Raw genomic sequence first — 14,525 nt, 5'->3', positions numbered from 1 at the left:
GGTGAAACGGTGCTGGATCAAATTTCACCAAAAGCCAAAAACACACCACGGAAGGTCCAAGCACAAAGGCCTGGAGCCCGCCGAAAACACCCCCTCGAAACAGCAGCGGAATCCTAACTGACAAGCTCCCTCAGACGTGCTTCCTGAAGGACGGTGTCGAGCACCGAGTCTGCCGAAATACCAGTACTATCAACGACTAAGGCATCGGTAGCGGGTACCAGAGGAGACTCCGCTCTATTCCGGTCGCGTGCATCCCGCTCCTCGATGGTCTCGAGAAGGCGCGCGAGGGTAACACTTTCACCTTTGGCCATCAACTGACGGTGGCGTCGCTCAGCACGGGCCTCCGCGCTTGCGGTAAGGAAGATTTTCAGGGGCGCGGCGGGAAACACCACGGTACCCATATCCCGGCCATCGGCTACCAGCCCCGGCGCGATGGCCATCTCTCGCTGTCGCGAAAGCAATGCCGCCCGCACTTCCCCCATAGCGGCCACTTTGGAGGCAGCGGCGCTGCAAGCTTCACTGCGAATCGCCAGGCTGATGTCTCTTCCGTCAAGCAGCACCTGGGTAAGTCCCTCTGCCGCTGGGACAAAGCTGAGCTTCAGATGTCGGGCAAGCTCTGCTAGCGCTTCCTCATCGTTCAGGGAAATATCCCCTTCCAGGGCCGCCAGCGCGGTAACGCGATACAGCGCTCCACTATCGAGCATATGCCAGCCCAGCTGACTCGCAAGGCTATAACAAAGCGTCCCCTTCCCCGCCCCTCCGGGTCCGTCGACGGTGATGACCGGCACCCTCACTCCACCGCATCCCTGGACGCAATCTGCAGGCCTAAACCCCGGGTGAGCGCATCGAAATCCGGAAAGGAGGTCGCGACGTGATCGCAATCCAGGATCCGGATTTCGTTTTCCGCACGCAGGGCCGCCACGGAAAAGGACATGGCAATGCGATGATCATGAAAGGTGTTGATGACGCCACCGGACATAGGTCCGCCATCAATAATAATGCCGTCATCGAGTACCTCATTGCTCACCCCGAGCGTCGTCAGCCCCTCGGCCATGCTGGCGATACGATCACTTTCTTTTACACGGAGTTCCTCCGCCCCGCGGAGCACCGTCCGACCCTCGGCACAGGCTGCCGCAATAAAAAGTATCGGAAACTCATCGATAGCCAGGGGCACCAGGTCGCGCGGAATATCGATACCCCGGAGCGGCGCCGAGCGTACAAAAATGTCCGCCACCGGCTCTCCCCCGACCTCCCGCTCATTACTCAGGGTGATATCTGCACCCATGAGCCTCAGTATGCTGATCACGCCGGTACGGGTGGGATTAACGCCGACATGGGTCAGGAGCAGTTCCGAGCCCGGCGCAATACTCGCAGCCACCATAAGGAAGGCAGCAGAGGAAATATCCGAGGGGACATCGATCTCACAGCCCTGCAGCCTCCCGCCGCCGCGCAGACTCGTCACACCGTCCTGCAACTGAATCTCATAACCAAAACCGCGGAGCATGCGTTCCGTATGGTCCCGGGTAGGCGCCGGCTCTGTCACCGAGGTTTCCCCCTCGGCAAAAAGCCCCGCTAGCAGAACACAGGATTTCACCTGGGCACTGGCCATGGGCAAATCGTAGTGAATACCCTGGAGCCTGGATCCGCCACTGATTTGGAGCGGTGGCCGACCACCATCCCCTGCCACTATTGTCGCCCCCATGCGGGTCAGCGGCGTAATGACCCGTTGCATGGGTCGGCCCATGAGCGATTCATCACCCACCAGTTCGCTGGGGAAGTCCTGACCCGCCAGGATGCCGCAAAGGAGACGCATGCTCGTGCCCGAGTTCCCCATATCCAGCGTGGTCGATGCCTCCCGGAGCCCCCGCAAACCCACACCCTGAATACGCATCGCGCCTTTTTTGGGGCCTTCAATCTCCACACCCAGAGCGCGAAAAGCCGCTACCGTGGCCAGGGCGTCTTCCCCCTGGAGAAACCCTTTGACGGAGGTTTCACCAGTCGCCAGCGCACCCAGCATGACCGAACGGTGCGAAATAGACTTGTCTCCGGGCACCCGTGCTTCGCCGTGGATACTGCCGCCGGGAGCTACCAAAAATTCCACGATGTACTTACTCCTTTGGGCTCAAGCGGATTCACAGGAGCCGATAACGGCTTAACTGGCGACGCGGTCACGGGCAGCCAGGTCTCTGGCAAACTCATCCCGCGCCGTCTTCGCCGAGCGAAAAGTGTTCTCCAACGCGGCACCATCCCCCGTGGCAATGGAATCCCGCAGGGTATTCAGGTGCTCACAAAAATCATCAAGGGCGGCAAGCAGGGCATCCTGATTGGCCAGGGAAATATCCCGCCACATCACCGGATCACTGGAGGCGATACGGGTGAAATCCCGAAAACCTCCCGCCGCAAAGCGAAAAATATCATCGCGAATGGGGGATTGTGCCAAAGCGTCCACCAGGGCATAAGCGAGGACGTGCGGCAAATGACTCGTTGCCGCCAACACGCTGTCGTGCTCCTCCACATCCATGCATTGCACCGTCGCGCCGGCGGCGGCCCAGAGCGCGTGCACCAGCTCCAGCGCCCGGGGGTGGGTGTTTGCATCGGGAGTGAGAATAACGCGATGGCGCTCAAACAGCGCGGCGTCGGCGGCGGCCACGCCGGACCGCTCCGAACCGGCAATGGGGTGGCCGGGGACATAAAGGGCTGCACCCACCGGGGCAGCGGCAAGCACAGCGCGATAGAGATCACCTTTAACACTGGCAACATCGGTGACGCACTGCGCCCTCCCCGGATTATTGAGCATTTCCAGAATCAGGGCTTCGCAGGCAAGCGTAGGCGTGGCGAGCACCGCAATATCCACCGCGTCCATTAATGCCGGGACGCTTTCCGCTGCGTCGTCTATTACCGCCAGCTCTAGAGCTCGCTCAAGGGCCTCGGGATCGTGGTCCCAGGCAGTGATGGATGATGCAAAACCGGTTTTTTTCAGTGCTCGCGCCAAAGAGCCGCCGATAAGCCCCATGCCTACAAATCCGACGCTGTGCGCACCATCAGTCACGGCAGGGACTCAGAGCACGCCAATGGGATAGGAACCCAGGGGCTTGAGCAGAATGGACTGCTCCTCCAGTTCGCGCATGATTTCCAGCACCGCCGGATCCTGAACATGACCCTCGAATTCGATAAAAAATACATAGGCCCATTTCTCTGTGCGCGAGGGGCGGGTATCAATCCGGGTCAGGCTTACACCATGGCGACGAAAGGGGTCCAATAGTGTGAATAAAGCGCCGGGCTTGTTGCGACTGGACACAACGATGGAGGTTTTATCCATGCCGCTGGGGGGCACCTCACTGCGCCCTATCACCAGAAAGCGCGTGGTGTTGTCTGCGGCGTCTTCGATGTGTTCCGCCAGAGTATCCAGGCCATAAACCTCGGCAGCCATATCGCCGGCGATTGCCGCGGTGCCGGGATACTCCGCTGCCATGCGCGCCGCCTCGCCGTTACTGCTCACCGCCAGCCGCTCCGTCTTGGGCCAGTGGGCATCCAGCCAGTTGCGGCATTGGGCGAGGGCCTGCTGATGGGCACAAATGCGCGTGACATCCTCCATCTTTGAACCCGGGGCAGCCATGAGATGATGGCTAATCCGCAGTTCCACCTCCCCCGCAATCTTCAGAGATGAATCGATAAAGCTGTCCAGGGTGTGACTGACCATACCTTCCGTGGAATTCTCCACGGGCACGATGCCGTAGTTACAGTGACCCGACTCAACTTCGGAGAACACGGCGTCGATGGTGACCTGGGGAACGCAAATCGCCGCGTGGCCAAAATGCTTGAGCGCCGCCGCCTGGGTAAAGGTCCCCTCGGGTCCGAGATAGGCGATTTGCAGGGGCTTTTCCAGGGCCAGACAGGCGGACATGATTTCCCGGAACACATGGGCGACGGTGGGGCCTTCGAGGGGCCCGCTGTCGCGATCCATAATCCGGCGCAGCACCTGTGCTTCCCGCTCCGGACGGTAATACACCACCTCCTGGTCGGGCTCGCCCCGGGCCCGCGCCGCCTGCACTTCATCAAGTTTGATTGCCGCGACCCGCTGCGCACAGCGGGCGCGCTCTGCAATCAGCGCCTGAATCTTTGCATCGACGGCGTCGATGTCCGCCCGCACCTGCTCCAGATTGCGATCATCGACTGTGTCGCCGCCCGGCTTGGCTGTGGTTGCGTCCTTGCTCATGACTGCTGCGCTCCAAAGCATCTCGGCTTGCGATTGACATACATGAAGGATGAGCAGGACATAAGCGTGGAGGCCGTTTAAGCGTGCTTGCGCTCAAAATCCTGCATAAATTCAATGAGCGCGTCCACCGCAGCCTGAGGAATAGCATTGTAGATACTGGCCCGCATACCGCCCACAGAGCGATGCCCTTTGAGATTCAGCAGCCCGGCAGCATCAGCCTCGCTAAGAAACACGTTATCCAGCTCAGCATCCGCCAGAGTGAAAGGTACGTTCATCCAGGAGCGGTCTGCCACTGCCACGGGGTTTCCGTAGAACTCACTCTCATCGATAGCCGCATAAAGGCTAGTAGCTTTTTTGCGGTTGCGTTCGGCCATGGACGCCAAACCGCCCTGGGCCTCAAGCCATTCGAACACCAGACCCGCCAGGTATATAGAGTAGGTCGGCGGTGTGTTGAGCATGGAGCCCGCCTTATCCGTCACTTCCCAGTTCATCATGCTCGGGCAGCTGCTCATGGTGCGTCCGTAGAGCTCTCGACGCACGATGAGAATCACCAGACCTGCGGGGCCGATATTCTTTTGCGCGCCCGCGTAGATAACGTCAAAGTCATCGACAGCGATGGGTCTTGAGAGCAGCGTCGACGACATATCCGCCACCACCGGCGCCGAACTCTCGGGCACCCAGTGGAACTCAATACCGTCGATGGTTTCGTTGGGAGTGAAGTGCAAATAAGCCGCGTCATCAGCGCTGACCCAGGACTCCTGTGCGGGAATTGCGCGGGGCAGCTCCTTTGAAGTCGCCGCCACTTCCACCACATCCCCGTAGCGTCCGGCTTCGGCCATGGCCTTTGCGGACCACTGACCTGTGTTGACGTAGGAAAAGGGTTTGCCGGCGCCCCCAAGATTCAGGGGCACCGCGGCGAATTGCGATGTCGCACCACCCTGGGCGAAAAGCACCGCAAACTCATCACCAATCCCCAGCAGACGACGCAAGGTGGCCTCCGCTGCTTCTACCGTAGACACCACCTCACTTGAGCGGTGACTCATCTCCATAAAAGACATGCCAGTGCCGTGCCAGTCGAGCATCTCTTCGGCGGCGCGAGCCAGAACCGCCTCGGGCAGCGCAGCCGGGCCGGCGCAGAAGTTATAGGGCCGATGCATTAATCGTCACCGCTCTCAGCGTTGCTTTCGGCTGCGCCCTCATTCTCGGTCTCAGCGGTGTCGGCGCTGTCGACGATACGCTGCGCCTGCACCAGATTCTCACCTTCCTTGGTGCGAATGATGCGGACTCCCTGGGTGTTGCGCCCAAGCTGTGACACCTGATCACACTGGGTGCGTACCAGGGTGCCCTGATTGGAGATCAACATAAGCTCATCGCCAGTGAAGACCTGCAGAGCCCCCACCAGACGCCCGTTGCGCTCGGAGCTCGCCATGGCGATGACGCCCTTACCGCCGCGTCCCTTGGTGGGGAAGTCGTCGACCGTCGTGCGTTTACCGTAGCCGTTTTCGCTCACCGTCAACACCGTGCCGCTGGCATCGGGCACCAGCAGGGAAATCATGCGGTGACCATCGGCTAGATTGATTCCCCGTACGCCGCGACTCGCGCGGCCCATGGCGCGTACTGCGCTCTCGGAAAAGCGTGTGGCCTTACCTTCACTGGAAAACAGCATGACGTCCTGGTTACCGTCGGTGATCGCTGTTCCCACAAGCACGTCGTCCTCACCCAGCACGATAGCCCGCAATCCTGCGGAGCGCGGCGCAAAGCTCGCCAGATCAGTTTTCTTTACATAACCCTGCGCCGTCGCCATGAAAATAAAGCGGTCATCAGAGTGTTCTTCCAAAGGCAAGATGGACGTGACCCGCTCTCCTTCGTCCAGCTGCAGCAGATTCACCATGGGGCGTCCCCGGGAAGCGCGTCCCGCAACGGGAATCTGATAGACCTTGATCCAGTAGACCTTGCCGAGGTTGGTAAAACACAGCAGCGTGTCGTGGGTGTTCGCAATAAGCAGATGCTCGACGAAGTCTTCATCTTTCACCGACAGCGCGGCCTTACCCATACCGCCACGACGCTGCACCTGGTACTCGGCCAGAGGCTGTGTCTTGGCGTAGCCTCCGTGGGAAAAAGTCACCACCCGGTCCTCCGGTGTGATCAGGTCCTCGGCGGTAAGGTCCTCCTGGGAGTCACGGATTTCCGTGCGCCGTTCATCGCCAAACTCCGTGGCGATCTCTTCCAGTTCCTCACGGATGACGGCCAGCAGACGCTCCCGATCCTCAAGGATGTCCAGAAGATCAGCAATCTCAACCAGCTTGTCCTGATACTCCTTGAGCAGCTTTTCGTGCTCAAGGCCCGTGAGACGATGGAGACGCAGATCCAAAATCGCCTGGGCCTGGGTCGGCGATAACCGGTATTCACCGTCATGGAGTCCGTAGAACGGCTCGAGCTCGTCGGGACGGCAGGCCTCTGCGCCAGCGCGCTCGAGCATGGTCGTCACCTCACCGGGCATCCAGCGCTCTGCGAGCAGGCTCTCCCGCGCTTCCGCCGGACTTGGGGATGCCTTTACCAGCTCGATAACCTTGTCAATATTCGCCAGGGCAATCGCAAGGCCTTCGAGCACGTGGCCCCGTTCCCGCGCCTTGCGCAAAAGAAACAGGGTGCGCCGGGTAACAACTTCGCGGCGGTGCCGCAAAAACGCCTCAAGAATCTCCTTGAGATTGAGCACCCGCGGCTGGCCATCGACCAGGGCCACCATGTTGATTCCAAAAACGTTTTGCAGCGACGTCTGCGCATAGAGGTTATTGAGCACGACATCGCCGATTTCGCCCTTGCGCAGCTCAATCACTACGCGCAGACCATCTTTATCGGACTCGTCCCGAAGCTCGCTGATGCCCTCGAGCTTCTTCTCTTTTACCAGCTCGGCAATGCGCTCGATAAGCCGCGCCTTGTTCAGCTGGTAGGGAATCTCATGAACGATAATCGTGTCCCGGCCGGTCTTTTCGTCGGTGATCACCTCGGCCCGGGCACGCACGTAGATACGCCCACGACCGGTGCGGTAGGCCTGCACGATGCCCGCGCGGCCATTGATGATGGCGCCCGTGGGGAAGTCCGGCCCGGGCAGGTAACGCATGAGATCATCGATGGTGATATCCGGGTCACTGATCAGCGCCAGACAGGCATTCACCACTTCCCGGAGGTTGTGGGGCGGGATGTTGGTCGCCATACCCACGGCGATACCGGCGGACCCGTTAACCAGCAGGTTGGGCACCCGGGTGGGCAGTACCGCGGGAATTTGCTCCGTACCGTCGTAGTTATCGACGTAATCGACAGTGTCCTTGTCGAGATCCGACAGCAGCATGTGGGCAATCTTTGACATGCGGATTTCGGTGTAACGCATGGCAGCCGCAGAGTCGCCATCTACCGAGCCGAAGTTACCCTGCCCGTCCACCAGGGTGTAGCGCATGGAAAAAGGCTGTGCCATGCGCACGATGGTGTCGTATACCGCAGAGTCACCGTGGGGGTGATATTTACCAATAACATCACCCACGACCCGCGCGGACTTTTTGTACGGCTTGTTCCAGTCATTGTTCAGCTCGTTCATCGCAAACAGAACGCGGCGGTGCACGGGCTTCAGGCCATCCCGGACATCGGGCAGCGCACGCCCGACAATGACGCTCATCGCATAATCGAGATACGACTGCTTGAGCTCGTCCTCGATTGTGACGGGAGAGATTTCTCTCGCTAATTCACCCATAAATCGCCTTGAAGTGGTATTCGGTCGGTGGTGCGGTCGCTAGTGTTCGGTGGGTCCTCGCGCGTGAACGGCCAGCCCTCATAAACAGCCGCCGAGTATACCTTTTTGCGGCGCTGCAAAGCTATGCCCCGCTGCGTCGCAAAGACCATGCCTGGTCCGGCTTGGAGGGACTCAGCAGCATCGGTCGGGCAGGTTATAATCCGGCTCCACGCCCACCTGCTACGCCCTGTGCACCTCCGAGATTACGCCTATGAATCCGTCATCATTTTCGGCCGACCTGATTATCGTGCCCGGCTGGATAATCTCCATGGAACCGCGGGGAGAGGTCACGAGTGGCCAGGCAATCGTGGTGGAAGACGGCAGAATAAAAGCACTACTTCCCCTGGAAGCTCTCCCGGAAAGCTCTTCCATCGAGCGCATCGACCTCCCCGACCACGCAGTGCTCCCCGGGCTTGTGAACGCCCATGGCCACGCCGCCATGACACTGCTGCGGGGTTTTGCCGACGACCTTCCGCTGATGCCATGGCTGGAAAACCACATCTGGCCGGCAGAGACTGCCCATGTGGGCGAGGAATTCGTACGCGACGGCACATCCCTGGCTATGGCGGAGATGCTGCTCTCAGGTACCACCACCTTCAGTGACATGTATTTTTTCCCCGAAGTCGTGGCTGCCCTGTGCATGAAGAACGGGATGCGTGCCCAGCTCACCACGCCGGTGTTCGAGTTCCCGACGGCCTGGGGTGAGGGTGCTGATGACTACATCAGTAAGTCCCTGGCGCTTCGGGACGAATGTAAAAACCTCGATCGCCTGAGCATCGCCTTCGGCCCCCATTCCCCCTATACAGTGGCAGAGTCTTCACTGGAAAAAGTGGCCCTGTACGCGGCAGAGCTCGATATGGGCGTGCATATCCATTTGCATGAAACCGCCGGCGAGGTACTCAGCGCCGTGGAAGCCACGGGAGAACGCCCCGTAGATACGCTCAGGCGCCTGGGACTTCTCGGCCCGAGGACCCAGTGCGTACATATGACATCCATCGGCAAGCAGGATATTGCCAACCTGGCGGAAACCGGCGCGCAGGTTATCCACTGTCCGCAGTCCAACATGAAGCTGGGTTCCGGCACCTGCCCCGTAGGCAAACTCCAGATGGCAGGGATAAATATAGGTCTCGGCACCGATGGCGCCGCCAGCAATAACGACCTCAATATGTTCAATGAAATGCATACGGCCTCATTGCTGGCAAAACTCACGGCGGGGGACCCCACGGTGATGCCGGCGCAGGACGCGCTGCACATGGCCACCCTGGGCGGCGCCAAGGCCCTTGGTCTCGATCAGGAGATAGGCAGTATCAAGCCAGGCAAGCAGGCTGACCTCATTGCCATCGATCTGTCTGCACCGTCAACGCAGCCGCTTTATAATCCCCTCTCTCAGATTGTTTACGCCTGTACGGGCGGAGAAATCACCCATAGCTGGGTGGCGGGCGAGGCGCTCCTGCGGGACCGCAGACTTCTTACCATCGATATGGATGACACGCTGGCGCGGGCGAAATACTGGCGACAGAAAATCAGCTCTCAATGAATCAGAAACCGGACTCCCATAGACCATGACCATCACCCAAAGCCTGAATGTAGATGACGCGGAAATTGCCAAATTTGAGGCCCTGGCCGCACGCTGGTGGGATATGGATGGTGAATTCCGTCCGCTCCACGAAATCAACCCGCTGCGCGCCAACTGGATCGATGGACGTTCACCGGTCGCCGGCCAGCGTCTGCTGGACGTGGGTTGCGGCGGAGGCATCCTGGCGGAATCCATGGCCCAGCGAGGTGCAAACGTTACCGGTATCGATATGGGCGAGGGCCCCCTGTCGGTTGCGCGGCTGCATCAATTGGAATCCGGTGTAGACGTTCACTACGAGCGCAGCACCGCGGAAGCCTTCGCCAGCGAAAACCCGGAGCACTTTGATGTGGTCTGCTGCCTGGAGATGCTCGAGCATGTACCCGACCCCGGCGCTGTAATCCAGGCCTGTGCCAATCTCACCCGCCCCGGGGGCAACCTGTATTTCTCCACCATCAACCGTAACCCCAAGGCCTTTCTGTTTGCCATCGTAGGGGCTGAGCATATCCTGCGGATGCTGCCGGCGGGCACTCATGAATACGAGAAGTTTATCCGCCCGTCGGAGCTGGCCCAGTGGCTGCGGGACGCGGGTTTGCAGCTGGAGAGCATGACCGGACTGACCTACAACCCAGTGAACAAGCGTTATCGACTCAACGCCAATGACGTCTCGGTGAACTTCATGGTCCATGCGAGCAAGGCGGCATGAAGCACCCGGGCGCGCGCTTACGTGCAGTGATCTTTGATCTAGACGGCACTCTGGTCGATACCGCAGATGACTTTATTCCTGTGGTGCAACAGCTGCGCGAGGAGTTCGGGCGCTCCCCCATGGACGCCGAGCGGATCCGCTCCAGTGTCTCCAACGGATCCCGGGCATTGGTCGCACTGGCACTGGATCTGAGCGAAGGCGATGGGGACTTTGAGCCCTGGCGCCAGCGACTGCTGACGCTCTATGCGGGAATCCTCGGCAGCCACGCCCGCCTGTACCCCGGGATTGAAGCGCTGCTCACGCAACTCGACACTCAGACCATCGCCTGGGGCATCGCCACCAATAAGCCACGAGAGTACACGGAGCCATTGCTGGCCAGACTGGGCCTTAATCCCGGCAGTGTGGTTTGCCCGGATGATGTCATCCATCCCAAGCCCCACCCGGAAAGCCTTGAGCGGGGATGCAGAGAGCTTAACTGCGCTGCCGATGAAACCGTTTACCTGGGCGATCATCTGCGCGACATCCAGGCTGGACAGCGGGCGGGGATGTATACCATCGCTGCCGCCTACGGTTATATCGAACCGGGAGACAGCGCCGCGCGCTGGGGGGCGGATGTGGTTGCCCCACGCAGCGAAGATCTCCAGGAACTTCTTTTTCCTGAAGCGGAGCGCGCTTATGCCTGAGCAACAGACGCCTGAGCACCAGTCGCCGGATCAACAGACCGTGGGGATAGCGGTTCCCGGCGGTTACCAGGCCGATCCTGCGGCCCTGGCGGGCAAGACCATCCTGGTCACCGGAGCCAGCGACGGGATTGGCCGTAGCGCCGCTGTGAGCTATGCCGCGCACGGGGCAACGGTGGTGTTACTGGCGAGGAACGTCGAGAGACTGGAATCTGTTTATGATGCCATTGAAGCGGCCGGCGGCCCTCAACCTGCTGCCATTCCCTTTGATCTGGCTCAGGACACAGAAGAAGCCTTTATCGCTCTGGCAGGCGTTATTGAAGAGCAGCTGGGGCGGCTCGATGGCCTGCTCTTGAACGCCGGCGTGCTCGGTCAGCGCCGCCCCCTGGAACAGTCCGCCTGGAATGACTGGCGGGACGTCATTCATCTGAATGTCCACAGTCAGTTCCTGTTGGTGAAAAGCCTCATGCCCCTGCTGCGCGAGGCACCGAAGGCGTCAGTGGTGTTTACCTCGTCGGGGGTGGGACGCACGGGCAGGGCCTACTGGGGAGCTTACGCCGTCTCCAAGTTTGCCACCGAGGGCATGATGCAGGTACTGGCCAGTGAAATGGAAAACACCAGCGATATTCGGGTGAACTGCATTAACCCGGGGGCCACCAACACGGCCATGCGCCGTGCTGCCTACCCCGCAGAAGAGCCGGGCAGCAATCCTTCGCCTGAGGAGATCATGCGCAGCTACCTGTACCTGATGGATGACGTCAGTGCCGGGCGCAGCGGCTGCAGTTTTAACGCCCAGTAGTTAGAGCGTTAGCTAGTCGCGGGTGCGACGCTTGTTTTTTGCGGGCGAGCCATCCCCTTTCGTTGCGCGAGGTTTGCGGACCTTTGACGATTTGTCGCTACGCTTGTCGCGACCATCCCCAGCACTTCTTGCGGGTTTTGAATGCTTCTGGCCGCGGACACGTCCGCGCTTTCCTTCCATACGCTTGTGCTTGCTGCGATCTTCCCTCGAAGGGGGCTCCACGTCCTTGGCCTGCATCCCTGCCATGCGATAGAGACCATTGATTTCGTTGGGAGCCAGCTCCTGCCACTGCCCTTTCTTCACTTTAGAGGGTACAAAAAGATCGCCGTAGCGCACCCGCTTGAGACGCGACACGGTGAGGCCCTGAGACTCCCAAAGGCGGCGCACCTCGCGATTGCGGCCTTCCATCAGCACAACGTAGTACCAGCTATTGATGCCGTCGCCGCCTCCGGACTGAATATCCGTAAAGCGCGCAACACCGTCTTCCAGCATCACGCCCTCGAGCATTGCCTTGATGTGGTCTTCCGTGACGTCACCCATGACGCGGACCATGTACTCCCGCTCGATGTTTGCGCTGGGATGCATGAGCGCGTTGGCAAGCTCACCGTCGGTGGTAAACAGGAGCAAGCCCGAGGTGTTGTAATCCAGACGCCCGATGGAAATCCAACGTCCCGACTTAACCTTTGGAAGCCGCTCGAACACCGTGCGCCGGCCTTCGGGGTCCTTTCGCGAACACACTTCGCCGGTGGGCTTGTGATAGAGCAGGCAGCGGGTCTTTTCTCCGTCACTGGCAACGAGGGGCCGACCATCGACTTCGATGCGCTGCGCGGCGACCACACGATCGCCCAGGCGCGCTGCTTTGCCGTCAATAGTGACGCGATCCTGCTCGATCCAGCGCTCCATCTCCCGGCGGGAACCCAGCCCCGAGCGGGCCAGGACTTTTTGCAGCTTTTCGCCGTCCTTTGGCACGCTGTCCCCGGTTTGTTCCTCGTTCTTATCAGCCTTGGCCATGCTTCGCCTGCACTTGCTCATCGGACCCGGACAGCGCTTTAGACTCTTGTGACCCTACAAGCTTCTCGTCGGAGGACACCCTCTCGCTATCAGCTGGAGCGGCAATGATGTCTGCGTGCTCTTCGCTATCTGTATTTTCTATGCTCTCTGCACTCTCTATAGCTCCCGCAGCGCCGCCGCTTTCTCCGGGCTCCGACGAGGTCTCGGTGGCAGAGTCTTCATCTGATGATAATTCTTCTTCCTGTGAGGATTCGGCATTTGCAGCCTCGGGCAGAGGTTCACTGAATCCCAGCTCCGCGTTCAGGGTTTCCAGGTCGCGAATGTCCGCCAGTGCAGGCAACTGGTCTAGACTTTTCAAATTAAAGTAATCGAGAAAGTCCCGGGTCGTGGCGTACATGGCGGGACGCCCGGGCACATCGCGGTGCCCCACCACGCGGATCCAGTCGCGCTCGTGGAGGGTGCGGATAATATTGGTACTTACCGCCACCCCGCGGATTTCCTCGATCTCGCCCCGGGTGATGGGCTGGCGATAGGCCACAAGGGCCAGCGTTTCCAGCAGCGCCCGGGAATATTTCTGGGGGCGCTCCTGCCACAGCCGGCTCACCCAGGGACTCATTTGCTCCCGCACCTGAAGGCGAAAGCCGCTGGCGACATCTACCAATTCGAAACCCCGACCTTCGCAGCGCTCGCGCACCTCTTCCAATGCCCCGCGAATATCGTCGTTTGCCGGCCGCTCGTGCTCCTCAAACAGAGCCCCGAGCTGAGCAACGGTCAGGGGTTTGCCCGCCGCCAGCAGTGCTGCCTCAATTATCTGCACCAGTGTCGTGCTTTCACTCATTCGGCGCGCCCCTTCACATGTATCGGGCCAAAACTGTCTGTCTGAACAATCTCAACCAAGGATTCTTTTATCAGCTCCATAATTGCCAGGAAGGTCACGACAACACCCAGCTTGCCCTCCTCTGCAGAAAACAGGGAAACAAAAGGAACAAACTGCCTGCCCTGAAGTTTGTCGAGCACCTGGGACATGCGCTCCCGGGTAGACAGCGCCTCGCGCTGCACCTGATGACTTTCGTACATCTGCGCCCGCTTGAGCACATCCGAAAGCACCAGCAGCAGCTCGCGCATATCCACATCCGGCGCGGGGCGTTCCTGCTCCACCGGGGGTGGCGCAGCGCTTGCCACCCAGGTGTCGCGCTCCATGCGGGGCAGCTCTTCGATTTCTTCCGCGGCTTTTTTAAAGCGTTCGTATTCCTGCAGCCGGCGAATCAGCTGCGCCCGAGGGTCTTCCTCATCCTCTTCGTCAGTGGTCGCGCGGGGCAACAACATGCGCGACTTGATCTCCGCCAGCATCGCCGCCATGAGCAGGTATTCCGCCGCCAGCTCAAACTGCATGGCATCCATCAGGTCAACGTAATGCATGTATTGCTCGGTGATGCGCGAGACATCGATCTCGAGAATGTCGAGATTCTGGCGCCGGATGAGATAGAGCAGAAGATCCAAAGGACCCTCAAAGGCCTCCAAAAACACTTCCAGAGCCTGGGGCGGAATGTAAAGATCCTTGGGCAGCTCGGTGACCGCCTTCCCCATGACCACGGCAAAGGGCATTTCGGACTGGGTCGGTAATTCCGGCCCCACTGCGGCGGCGCTTCCAGAGGGACTTCCGGAAGGGCTTACAGGGGGGTTAAGAGGCGCTAATTCTTGAGTCTCGTTAGTCACAGAAATACCTTCAAAAGATCACGCCAGTATACCTCAGCGG

Annotated in this window: 13 protein-coding genes; 4 read left to right on the top strand and 9 right to left on the bottom strand. The window is 59.9% G+C overall.

Annotated features, from left to right (window positions below; genetic code table 11):
* Positions 1–113: 113 nt before the first annotated feature.
* The 6 genes from cmk to gyrA all read right to left on the bottom strand — a co-directional run bounded on the left by cmk (position 114) and on the right by gyrA (position 7,961).
* Positions 114–794: a (d)CMP kinase gene (gene cmk / locus ACTG3T_RS09425; RefSeq protein WP_439102014.1), complete on the bottom strand. Its 681-nt coding sequence runs from the start codon at positions 792–794 to the stop codon at positions 114–116.
* A complete protein-coding gene (aroA, locus tag ACTG3T_RS09420) occupies positions 791–2,101 on the bottom strand; it encodes a 3-phosphoshikimate 1-carboxyvinyltransferase (protein WP_439102013.1) in 1,311 nt (436 codons plus the stop codon). The genes cmk and aroA overlap by 4 nt, the downstream gene beginning before the upstream one ends.
* A gap of 51 nt (positions 2,102–2,152) precedes the next feature.
* On the bottom strand, positions 2,153–3,049 hold the full coding sequence (locus ACTG3T_RS09415; protein ID WP_439102012.1) for a prephenate dehydrogenase: 897 nt from the start codon (positions 3,047–3,049) through the stop codon (positions 2,153–2,155).
* Between the two features lie 9 nt (positions 3,050–3,058).
* The gene (pheA, locus tag ACTG3T_RS09410; RefSeq protein WP_439102011.1) at positions 3,059–4,216 is read right to left on the bottom strand and encodes a prephenate dehydratase; all 1,158 of its coding nucleotides are present in this window, start codon (positions 4,214–4,216) and stop codon (positions 3,059–3,061) included.
* A 77-nt stretch (positions 4,217–4,293) separates the two neighbouring features.
* Positions 4,294–5,373, bottom strand: coding sequence for a 3-phosphoserine/phosphohydroxythreonine transaminase (serC, locus tag ACTG3T_RS09405; RefSeq protein ID WP_439102010.1), 1,080 nt, complete (start codon positions 5,371–5,373; stop codon positions 4,294–4,296).
* On the bottom strand, positions 5,373–7,961 hold the full coding sequence (gene gyrA, locus ACTG3T_RS09400) for a DNA gyrase subunit A (protein WP_439102009.1): 2,589 nt from the start codon (positions 7,959–7,961) through the stop codon (positions 5,373–5,375). The genes serC and gyrA overlap by 1 nt, the downstream gene beginning before the upstream one ends.
* A 250-nt stretch (positions 7,962–8,211) precedes the next feature.
* Between gyrA and ACTG3T_RS09395 the strand changes: the two genes are divergently transcribed.
* Genes ACTG3T_RS09395 through ACTG3T_RS09380 form a run of 4 tightly spaced genes read left to right on the top strand, consistent with a single transcriptional unit; the run spans position 8,212 to position 11,758 of the window.
* Positions 8,212–9,537 (top strand): TRZ/ATZ family hydrolase, encoded by a 1,326-nt coding sequence (locus ACTG3T_RS09395; protein ID WP_439102008.1) that lies wholly within the window; start codon positions 8,212–8,214, stop codon positions 9,535–9,537.
* 25 nt (positions 9,538–9,562) lie between these two features.
* On the top strand, positions 9,563–10,279 hold the full coding sequence (gene ubiG / locus ACTG3T_RS09390; protein WP_439102007.1) for a bifunctional 2-polyprenyl-6-hydroxyphenol methylase/3-demethylubiquinol 3-O-methyltransferase UbiG: 717 nt from the start codon (positions 9,563–9,565) through the stop codon (positions 10,277–10,279).
* On the top strand, positions 10,276–10,962 hold the full coding sequence (locus ACTG3T_RS09385; protein ID WP_439102006.1) for an HAD family hydrolase: 687 nt from the start codon (positions 10,276–10,278) through the stop codon (positions 10,960–10,962). Before ubiG ends, ACTG3T_RS09385 begins: the two co-directional genes overlap by 4 nt.
* Positions 10,955–11,758 (top strand): YciK family oxidoreductase, encoded by an 804-nt coding sequence (locus ACTG3T_RS09380; protein WP_439102005.1) that lies wholly within the window; start codon positions 10,955–10,957, stop codon positions 11,756–11,758. Before ACTG3T_RS09385 ends, ACTG3T_RS09380 begins: the two co-directional genes overlap by 8 nt.
* A 12-nt stretch (positions 11,759–11,770) precedes the next feature.
* On the opposite strand, the gene rluB is transcribed toward ACTG3T_RS09380, so the two are convergent.
* The 3 genes from rluB to ACTG3T_RS09365 are packed head-to-tail and all read right to left on the bottom strand — an operon-like array spanning position 11,771 to position 14,485.
* Positions 11,771–12,769 carry a 23S rRNA pseudouridine(2605) synthase RluB gene (gene rluB, locus ACTG3T_RS09375; protein ID WP_439102004.1) on the bottom strand — a complete coding sequence of 333 codons (999 nt, stop codon included), beginning with the start codon at positions 12,767–12,769 and terminating at the stop codon, positions 11,771–11,773.
* Positions 12,756–13,607 (bottom strand): SMC-Scp complex subunit ScpB, encoded by an 852-nt coding sequence (gene scpB / locus ACTG3T_RS09370; RefSeq protein WP_439102003.1) that lies wholly within the window; start codon positions 13,605–13,607, stop codon positions 12,756–12,758. The genes rluB and scpB overlap by 14 nt, the downstream gene beginning before the upstream one ends.
* Entirely contained in the window at positions 13,604–14,485 is an 882-nt protein-coding gene (locus tag ACTG3T_RS09365; RefSeq protein ID WP_439102002.1) for a segregation and condensation protein A, read from the bottom strand. The genes scpB and ACTG3T_RS09365 overlap by 4 nt, the downstream gene beginning before the upstream one ends.
* Positions 14,486–14,525: the final 40 nt, after the last annotated feature.

Origin of the sequence: Congregibacter sp. (assembly GCF_965660375.1) — a bacterium.
Classification (GTDB): Bacteria; Pseudomonadota; Gammaproteobacteria; order Pseudomonadales; family Halieaceae; genus Congregibacter.
This window is presented reverse-complemented; position numbering and strand designations above follow the sequence as displayed.

Excerpts from the sequence above, each read along its gene's own strand:
- ACTG3T_RS09385 (WP_439102006.1), top strand. The coding sequence starts at position 10,276 with ATGAAGCACCCGGGCGCGCGCTTACGTGCAGTGATCTTTGATCTAGAC.
- ACTG3T_RS09395 (WP_439102008.1), top strand. The coding sequence starts at position 8,212 with ATGAATCCGTCATCATTTTCGGCCGACCTGATTATCGTGCCCGGCTGG.
- gyrA (WP_439102009.1), bottom strand. The coding sequence starts at position 7,961 with ATGGGTGAATTAGCGAGAGAAATCTCTCCCGTCACAATCGAGGACGAG.
- serC (WP_439102010.1), bottom strand. The coding sequence starts at position 5,373 with ATGCATCGGCCCTATAACTTCTGCGCCGGCCCGGCTGCGCTGCCCGAG.
- pheA (WP_439102011.1), bottom strand. The coding sequence starts at position 4,216 with ATGAGCAAGGACGCAACCACAGCCAAGCCGGGCGGCGACACAGTCGAT.
- rluB (WP_439102004.1), bottom strand. The coding sequence starts at position 12,769 with ATGGCCAAGGCTGATAAGAACGAGGAACAAACCGGGGACAGCGTGCCA.
- ACTG3T_RS09380 (WP_439102005.1), top strand. The coding sequence starts at position 10,955 with ATGCCTGAGCAACAGACGCCTGAGCACCAGTCGCCGGATCAACAGACC.
- ubiG (WP_439102007.1), top strand. The coding sequence starts at position 9,563 with ATGACCATCACCCAAAGCCTGAATGTAGATGACGCGGAAATTGCCAAA.
- scpB (WP_439102003.1), bottom strand. The coding sequence starts at position 13,607 with ATGAGTGAAAGCACGACACTGGTGCAGATAATTGAGGCAGCACTGCTG.